8 protein-coding genes and 1 pseudogene are annotated in these 7,941 nt (G+C 64.7%); 2 read left to right on the top strand and 7 right to left on the bottom strand.

The window, feature by feature from the left end:
* Window positions 1-85: 85 nt before the first annotated feature.
* From ACFC25_RS22535 to ACFC25_RS22515, 5 genes are all read right to left on the bottom strand, one after another.
* Window positions 86-349: a hypothetical protein gene (locus tag ACFC25_RS22535; protein WP_337349213.1), complete on the bottom strand. Its 264-nt coding sequence runs from the start codon at window positions 347-349 to the stop codon at window positions 86-88.
* The gene (locus ACFC25_RS22530; RefSeq protein WP_376049295.1) at window positions 346-1,149 is read right to left on the bottom strand and encodes a putative hydro-lyase; all 804 of its coding nucleotides are present in this window, start codon (window positions 1,147-1,149) and stop codon (window positions 346-348) included. The genes ACFC25_RS22535 and ACFC25_RS22530 overlap by 4 nt, the downstream gene beginning before the upstream one ends.
* Window positions 1,146-2,501: an MFS transporter gene (locus ACFC25_RS22525; protein WP_337349211.1), complete on the bottom strand. Its 1,356-nt coding sequence runs from the start codon at window positions 2,499-2,501 to the stop codon at window positions 1,146-1,148. Before ACFC25_RS22525 ends, ACFC25_RS22530 begins: the two co-directional genes overlap by 4 nt.
* Before the next feature lie 317 nt (window positions 2,502-2,818).
* Complete coding sequence (locus ACFC25_RS22520; RefSeq protein WP_337349210.1) at window positions 2,819-3,541, bottom strand: GntR family transcriptional regulator; 723 nt, start codon at window positions 3,539-3,541, stop codon at window positions 2,819-2,821.
* 141 nt (window positions 3,542-3,682) lie between these two features.
* Window positions 3,683-4,756 (bottom strand): response regulator, encoded by a 1,074-nt coding sequence (locus ACFC25_RS22515; RefSeq protein ID WP_376049298.1) that lies wholly within the window; start codon window positions 4,754-4,756, stop codon window positions 3,683-3,685.
* A 299-nt stretch (window positions 4,757-5,055) separates the two neighbouring features.
* Between ACFC25_RS22515 and ACFC25_RS22510 the strand changes: the two genes are divergently transcribed.
* A complete protein-coding gene (locus ACFC25_RS22510) occupies window positions 5,056-5,661 on the top strand; it encodes a TetR/AcrR family transcriptional regulator (protein ID WP_376049291.1) in 606 nt (201 codons plus the stop codon).
* On the top strand, window positions 5,658-6,701 hold the full coding sequence (locus tag ACFC25_RS22505; RefSeq protein WP_376049288.1) for a DMT family transporter: 1,044 nt from the start codon (window positions 5,658-5,660) through the stop codon (window positions 6,699-6,701). The genes ACFC25_RS22510 and ACFC25_RS22505 overlap by 4 nt, the downstream gene beginning before the upstream one ends.
* Here the strand turns inward: ACFC25_RS22505 and ACFC25_RS22500 are convergent.
* Window positions 6,617-7,525 carry a DUF817 domain-containing protein gene (locus tag ACFC25_RS22500; protein ID WP_376049285.1) on the bottom strand — a complete coding sequence of 303 codons (909 nt, stop codon included), beginning with the start codon at window positions 7,523-7,525 and terminating at the stop codon, window positions 6,617-6,619. The two genes, ACFC25_RS22505 and ACFC25_RS22500, sit on opposite strands and share 85 nt — an antisense overlap.
* Before the next feature lie 167 nt (window positions 7,526-7,692).
* Window positions 7,693-7,941: pseudogene (locus ACFC25_RS22495) on the bottom strand (L-idonate 5-dehydrogenase); the annotation flags it as partial.

Below are 7,941 nucleotides of genomic sequence, written 5' to 3'. Positions count from 1 at the left end.
TGTCCCGTGGGCTCGGATATGTTTAAAACAGACCGGCGGACGACGGCGGGAGGTTCCCGCCGTCGTCCGCTTGCGTTTGCTGCCTCTACAGTCTGTGGTGCTCCGGAACTGCCCACCGGGCGTCTCTTGCCCCGGATCTGCCTGCCGGGAGGCCAGCGTACGTCCAGACGCACGGCCGGCCTGAATCGCTGGGAAGGAGCTGACCTTCGAAGACCGAGATGCTCGCTCCCGCCGGGCTCTTCCAGACGCCGGTGAGTTCACAGTGCGCGCCGGTGGCCTGCTGCCGCGGCACTGACACGTTGACGACCCTGCGGGCCCGCTTCTCGGCCACGGGCAGCCTCCGCTTCACGATGCCGCTCCCGCCGGTTCCCGGTAGTTGCTTTCGGGAACATCGGTGATGAACATGTGCCCGGGCGCGTGGCTGATGGCGAAGGCCGGCCTGGATGCCATGACCGCACTCTGCGGTGTCACGCCGCAGGCCCAGAAAACAGGCACTTCCCCTGCCCTGATCTCCACGGCGTCACCGAAGTCGGGGCGGTTGATGTCTTTGATGCCCAGATCTTCGGGTGAACCGACGTGGACCGGGCTCCCGTGGACCTTGGGGACCTCGGACGTCACCCGGATGGCCGTGTCCACGAGTTCGGGCAGCATCGGTCGCATGGAAACCACCATGGGGCCGTGGATCCTGCCGGAGGGGATGCACTCGACCGTCGTGCGGTACATGGGCACGTTGCGGCCGGTTTCGGTGTGCCGCAGCGGAATCCCCGCACTTGCCAGCGCCGCTTCGAAGGTGAAGCTGCAGCCGATGAGGACGCCAACCATGTCGTCGCGCCAGACAGACGCAACGTCGGTAACCTCCTCAGCCAACTCCCCATCCACCCACACCCGGTAAGCGGGGATGTCCGTGCGGATGTCCGACCCCGCCGCGAGAGAACTTTCAAACTGCCCCGCCGGGATGATGTCGATGATCGGGCAGGCCTTGGCATTGAGCCGGCAGAACTGGATGAATTCGTCCGCGTAGTCTGCCGTGACCGCGATCAGGTTGGCCTGGGTGTAGCCGTCGCTCCAGCCGGAGGTGGGGGTGACCAGGCCGTTCCGGAACTTCAGCCGGGCGTCAGCGGGAGACAGTTGCGCGTGAGGCTGGCTCATTTGGACTCCACGAGTTCAGTGGAGGACTGCAGGTACTCCTCGTCCTCGGCAACGTTGGAGTCGCGGCCCAGGGCCAGACCCACCAGGGTCAGGACGCAGGCCACGCTGAGGTACATGGCCACCGGGATCCAGCTGTCGTAAGTGCTCAGCAGGAGGGTGAACATGAACGGCGCGATGGCACCGCCGAGGATTCCGGCGAAGGTGTAGGCCAGTGAGCTGCCGGTGGAGCGGAGCCGCGGTGAGAACTGCTCGACGACGAACGCCGCCTGGGGTCCGTACATAAACGAGTGGCAGAGCAGGCCGAGCACGATGCCCACGATGAGCATGACCGGGGACCGTCCTTCGAGGACGATGAAGAACAGGTAAGCCCACACGGCGGCGCCGACTGCGGCGATGCCGTAAACCAGGCGGCGGTTGATGCGGTCGGAGATGGCGCCGGCAAGCGGCATGGTGAAGATCTGGAGTCCCGAGCCGATGAGCACGGCAACCAGTACCTGGCCGCGGTCGAAGCCGAGTTCCTGAATGCCGTAGGTCAAGGTGAAGACCGTGCACATCGCGTAGAGCACGTCGGGGCCGATGCGGCTGAGCATGGCGGCGATAAGGGGACGGCGCTGCGTGGCCAGCACTTCGCGGATGGGGGCCTTGGGCTTGTCACCGCGGGCTTCCATGGCCTTGAAGATGGGGGTGTCCTCGAGCTTGAGCCGGATCCAGAGGCCGAAGGCGACCAGCAGGGCGGAGATCAGGAACGCAATGCGCCAGCCGTAGTCCAGGAAGGCTTCCTCGGACAGCATCAGCGTCAGGATAGCGAGTGCGCCGTTGGCCATAAGGTTGCCGGCGGGCGGGCCGATCTGGGCAGCAGAGGCCCAGAATCCGCGGCGGTTCGGGTCGCCGAATTCACTGGAAAGCAGGACCGCACCGCCCCATTCGCCGCCGACGCCGACGCCCTGGGCGAAGCGGAGGAAGACCAGGATGGCGGGAGCGATGATGCCGATGTTGTCATAGGTGGGCAGCAGGCCGATGAGGAAAGTTGCGACGCCGATGAGCATCAGCGTGATGACCAGGATCTTCTTGCGGCCGATTTCGTCGCCGAGCCGGCCGAAGATGATGCCGCCTACGGGGCGGGAAATGTAGCCCACGGCGTAGGTGGAGAAGGCCAGCAGGGTTCCTGTTACGGGGTCCGAGGCCGGGAAGAAGATCAGCGGAAAGACGATCGCCGCTGCAGCGGAATAGACGGCGAAGTCATAGAACTCGAGCGCGGTTCCAGTCAGGCTGGCCGCGAATGCCTTGTACATGTCCTTGCGCCCCACCGGGGGCTTCGGGTCAACGGGGGCCATTGCTTGGGGAGTGGCCATTTGTTCCTCCATGGAGAGAGTGGATGTCATCCGCTGCGCGGATGTTCTGGTTGCCCGGTGTGCCCAGACTTGTTGCGTCGCAAGTCGGGGCAAAGGAGCGGTGAGGCGGCTGCCGTGAGTTTGATGCGGGAGTCGTAACTGCGATGATCGTTGGATTGTTGAACAATCTCCTTGTTGAACAATTTACGCGACGCAGATCACACCGTCAAGGGTTGATTCCCACTTGGTTCGCGAAAGGCCCGTTCCCGGGCGTGGCAAAAGGGAGCCCCCACCGAGGAGGGCTCCCTTGCTGCGGGCCGCGGAGTGGCTGCTGGGATTTACTTCGAGGCCATAGACCCGGCCGCGTGCACCGCGGCTTGGTGCTCTTCGGAGCGGTTGAGGTAGTCGGTCAGGCGCTCGGCGGCAAGTTCCGTTTTGCCGGCTTCGAGGGCTTGGCATATCTGGTCATTGTCCGCCAGCCAATGCTGGTAGAAACCGCCGTCAACCGACGCCTTGTGGAAGAAGAGGCGCATCTCGGCGAGCACCTGGGACATGATGGTGTTCAGCCTTTCACTGTCCGCCAGGGCCACGAGTGCCCCGTGGAAATGCTGGTTGGCGCTGCCGAGGCCTTCGTTGTCCCCGACGGCTGCCGCCCTTTTTCCTTCTTCAACTGCCGCCCGCACGGCGGCGATGCGTTCGGGGGTGCCGCCGCCACGGACGGCGCTCACTTCGATGGCGCGCCTGACTGTGTAGACGTCATGGATGTCCTTGGCGCCCAGGCTGGCAACGAAGACGCCGCGGTTGGGTTCGCGGACCAGGAGGCGCTCACTGACGAGTTCGGCGAAGGCCTCGCGGACGGTGTTCCTGGAGACGCCGAGTTCTTCGGAGAGGGCTTCTTCCTTGAGTTTCACTCCGGGCTGGAGGTCGCCCTCGGCGATCTGCAGCCGCAGTTCAGCGGCCACGCGGGTTGCCACCGACGGCACCGCCACACGCAGCCTGGACGCTCCGCCAGGCAGTACGCGGAAAGAGTCAGGTTCGGCATTCGGATTCAGGGTGGCCATACTCACGAATCTACACGAACGCCCCACAATCCTTTTGTTGGATTGTTCCCATCAGGGGCACGACAGCCGGAATCACGCTGTGAAATTGCATCCCGGTCCCGGAGCGCAAAACGACGGCGGGTACTGCACGCGCGTCCGCCGTCAGGGTGCGCTGAGGTGAATGCTGATGGCCGTCCCGCCGCTGGGGCTCTGCGATATTTCCAGGCGCCCGCCGTGGGCTGCCGCCACTCTGGCACACGTGGCCAGCCCCAGCCCCGTTCCGGCAGGATCTCCGTCCCGGTGCAGGCGAACCAGTGGTTCCATCACCCGGCGGCGATCAGCTGCGCGGATCCCCTTGCCATTGTCTTCCACGAACACGACGGCGCCGGAGCTGGTCCGCTGGCCGGTGATCCGAATGGCTGCGGGCACATCCGGGCGGCGGTAGGCCACCGCGTTTTGGATCAGGTTCTGCAACGCCACGCGCATCTGGCTTTCGTCAGCTTCGAAAACGAAATCCCCGCACTCGACCACTGCACCGGCCTCCCTCAGATTCAGGCTCAAGTCGTCGGTGACGTCCTTGACAAGGCTGGCCAGTGACAGCTGTGCCCTGGACACCGACCCGCCGATCGTGGCGAACGCAAGCAGTTCTTCCACCATGGACAGCATCCTGCGGGCACTGTTGCCCACGATGTGCAAATATTCAGCGGCCTCCTCGGGAGCCGGCTCACCTTCCATCGCACCCAGCTCAACGTAACCAAGAATGGAGGTCAGCGGATTGCGGAGGTCATGGCTGACGCGGCCGGTAAATTCCGCCAGCCTTTCATTGCTGTCCCTGGCTTCGTCAAGGGCATCTGCCAAGGCGCCATGGAGCGTGGTCACCCGCCGCGCAGCCAGCAGGCGGGTGTGCAGGACAAAGGGGTCCAGGGGTTTACTCACGTAGTCGTCGGCCCCGGCCTTCATCCCTTCCAGCACGTCTTCCTGGGCTCGGTGCGAGGTCAGCAGCACAACGTATGTATAGGAGCCGGTTTCGGCTGCCCGGATCGCACGGCACAGGTCAAACCCGTCGAGCCCCGGCATCATCAGGTCGCTGACCACCACCTGGGGGCGGCGCTCCTGGTAGAGCCGCCATGCAGAATCGCCATCCGCCGCCACGATGCACTCATGCCCGGACCTTTCGACGGCGGCCTTCGCCACAAGACGGGAGCCTTCGTCGTCGTCCACCACCAGCACTGTCATGGCAGCCGGGGAATCGTCCGGCAGCCCGGATATCTTTGCGGCCTCCCTGCCCAAGCGGGAGGATGTTACCCGTCCGCCCCACGAATCAATGGCCATTGGACCCTCCGACAATAACAATCACGATGCCCGCCCCATCATCGGTCAGCTTGTAGTGCCGCCCAAGAAACAGGCTAGCCGGAATTGTTCGGGTCGCAACTGGGACTGCACGAAACCTTTGGCGCCGATCCGCCCGTCGCTTGCCCGCGGTCAGATTGTAGGTAGACTGGGCTACCTACTTATCTTCCTCAGCCAGGACGGCAATGATCAGGAAACAGACCGCTGCACAGACCACACCGCCCAGGCGGCCTGCCCGTGACGCACTCCTCGACGCGGCCGCCAAGCTTTTCTATGCGTACGGCCTGACGGGGACGGGCATTGACACCATCACAGCCGAAGCAGGCGTGGCCAAGAAGAGCCTCTACAACAACTTCGCGTCCAAGGCTGACCTGGTCACCGCGTACCTGTACGCCCGCCATGAAGAGTGGCTGGGGCTGTACCGGGCAAGGCTGGAGAAGGCGGCGAACCCGAAAGACCGCGTTCTGGCCGTCTTTGATGCCTACGCGGACCACGCGGATCTGGCCTACGAGCATGGCTTCCGCGGCTGCGGCCTGCTGAATGCGGCCGCTGAACTTCCCGCCGGAGACCCCGGCCGGGAAGTGGTCCGGCGGCACAAGGAAGAAGTTGAAGCGCTGCTGTCCGGGCACCTGGCCGAGCTTCTGCCGGACAAAGCGGACCAGGCAGCGGCCATGGCGCAGCATCTGGCATTCCTCCTTGAAGGCTCCATGGTCCGCGCCGGCCTCGAAGGCAACGACAACCGTGTCCGGGAAGCGCGCCGGATTGCCGCTACCCTGATCGGGAACCTGTGAAAACGCCGGGTTTTCAGGGAGCCACCTGGGGTGCAGTGTTTGTGCTCGCCGCGTCCGTTCTGTGGGGCACCACCGGCACTGCAGCCACCTTCGCCCCGGATGTCAGCCCGCTGGCGATCGGGGCAGTGGCCATGGGCTTCGGCGGCCTGCTTCAAGCTGCGATTGCCGCCCGTCCAATACTGGCGTTCAGAGGTTCCCTGCGCCGCCAGTGGCGCACGTTGGCCCTGGGCGCACTGGCCGTTGCCATGTACCCGCTCGCCTTCTATTCGTCCATGCATCTGGCCGGCGTCGCCGTCGGGACCGTCGTCTCCATCGGTTCGGCACCCCTGGCGTCCGCCGTCATCGAGCGTGTGGTGGACAAAAGGCGGCTTACCCGCCGGTGGGCCGTCGGGGCGGTCCTTGGCGTCTCGGGCGCTGCGCTGCTGTGCCTGGCGGAGTCTTTCGCGGAAGCAGGCCACCCGGATCAGCCACCGGGCGCCGAATTTTCGACGCCGGCAGGCATCGCACTGGGACTGCTGGCCGGACTGACCTACGCACTGTATTCCTGGGCCGCTCACCGCCTGATCAACACCGGCGCGCCATCACGCGCGGTCATGGGAGCCGTCTTCGGCGTCGGCGGGCTGCTGCTCATGCCTGTGCTGGTGGCGACCGGCGCTCCGTTCCTTGTGTCCTGGCAGAACTTTTCAGTGGGCGCCTACATGGCGGTGGTCCCCATGTTCGCCGGCTACGTCCTGTTCGGCTGGGGCCTGGCCCGCGTCCGGGCGAGCACGGCCACCACCGTGTCCCTCGCGGAGACGGTGGTGGCAGCAGTCCTCGCAGTGATCGTGGTAGGCGAACGCCTGCCTGCGCTCGCCTGGGTCGGTGCCGCCATGATCGCAGGCAGCCTGTTCATGCTGACCCTTCCGGCCCCGCGGATACGGACAGGGGCCAAGGCTGCTGACCGCACGCCAGTGCGTCAGTCGGCCGACAACACTTCCGAGGCAACCGCCGGCAGAGCCTCGGCAGACTCCTCGGGCCTTTCCGGCGGCTCGGGCTTGTAGACCCACGCCACCAGTACCACCGAGATGATCATCAGCAGGAACCACGCCACCAGCTTCTCAAAGGGCACCAGCTGCCAGCCGTTCAGCTGGCTCGGATAGAGCCAGGCGCCGGACCAGGTGGCAATGTTCTCCGCAATCCAGATGAACAGCGCCACCAACAGGAAGGCGATGACCAGGGGCATGCGGAACTTCCGCCGGAAAACCCGGAAGTGCATCACGCAACGCCCAAAAATGATTACGACGGCGGCAAGCAGCACCCAGCGCGCGTCCCAGATGTAGTGATGGGTAAAGAAATTCACGTAGATGCCTGCCGCCACGATCGCGGTGATCCACCTGCGCGGATACCTTGCGAAACGCAGATCGAAAAGCCGGTACACGCGCACCATGTACGAACCCACGGCCGCGTACATAAAGCCGCTGAACAGCGGAACGGCGCCAATGCGCAGGAAGCCTTCGGCCTCGTAGGACCAGGAGCCGACGTCGGTCTTGAACAGCTCCATCACCGTTCCCACCAGGTGGAAGAGCACAATCACCCGCAGCTCGCGGAGTGTTTCCAGCCGCGCAACCACCATCAGGACCTGGATAAGCACGGCGGCAATGGTCAGGAAGTCGTTCCTGGCCAATGCTGCTTCCTCGGGATACCACAGCCGGGCCGCCATCAACACGGCGAGCAGGGCTGCACCGAAAATGCAGGCCCATGCCTGTTTGAGGCCAAACACCACAAACTCGGTGAGCCTGGAGCGGAATCCTCCAGCCGCAGCGTTGTCGAGGAAACGATGTGCTCCGGCGTCGATCCGTTGCTCGAGGGACGTGAAACTGCGCATAGGGTTTTCGGTTCCTGACGCTTTAGGGTGATGGCTGGCTTCGAATGTATTGAGACTCAAAGCTACCTGCCCGCCGCCGTCCCCTCATCAGAGCCCTGCCGCTGGGGCCGATAGTCAACTTCCCGCAGCCGGAGACGCCCATGACCACCAGGGCGGCAGGTGCGCGTTCATGAAGTCCGCCCGTGGCCGAAGCTGAGGAGTACTTTCCCTGATTCGGCGGAGTTGCGGGCGACGTCGAAGGCTTCGAGGGCCTGGCCCACCGGGTAGTCGTGGGTGATGACGGGGTTGATGTGCAGGGTGCCGTCGGCGAGGGCGGTGATCACGTCGTCGATCTCGTCATTGAACCGGAAGGAGCCTTTGAGGTCCAGTTCCCGGGTGATGGCCAGGGAGATCAGGACAGGCTGGGGTCCGGTGGG

The sequence above is a fragment of the Pseudarthrobacter sp. NPDC055928 genome, assembly GCF_042270935.1.
Classification (GTDB): domain Bacteria; phylum Actinomycetota; class Actinomycetes; order Actinomycetales; family Micrococcaceae; genus Arthrobacter.
This window is presented reverse-complemented; position numbering and strand designations above follow the sequence as displayed.

Excerpts from the sequence above, each read along its gene's own strand:
- ACFC25_RS22525 (WP_337349211.1), bottom strand. The coding sequence starts at position 2,501 with ATGGCCACTCCCCAAGCAATGGCCCCCGTTGACCCGAAGCCCCCGGTG.
- ACFC25_RS22515 (WP_376049298.1), bottom strand. The coding sequence starts at position 4,756 with ATGACAGTGCTGGTGGTGGACGACGACGAAGGCTCCCGTCTTGTGGCG.
- ACFC25_RS22500 (WP_376049285.1), bottom strand. The coding sequence starts at position 7,525 with ATGCGCAGTTTCACGTCCCTCGAGCAACGGATCGACGCCGGAGCACAT.
- ACFC25_RS22530 (WP_376049295.1), bottom strand. The coding sequence starts at position 1,149 with ATGAGCCAGCCTCACGCGCAACTGTCTCCCGCTGACGCCCGGCTGAAG.
- ACFC25_RS22520 (WP_337349210.1), bottom strand. The coding sequence starts at position 3,541 with ATGGCCACCCTGAATCCGAATGCCGAACCTGACTCTTTCCGCGTACTG.
- ACFC25_RS22510 (WP_376049291.1), top strand. The coding sequence starts at position 5,056 with ATGATCAGGAAACAGACCGCTGCACAGACCACACCGCCCAGGCGGCCT.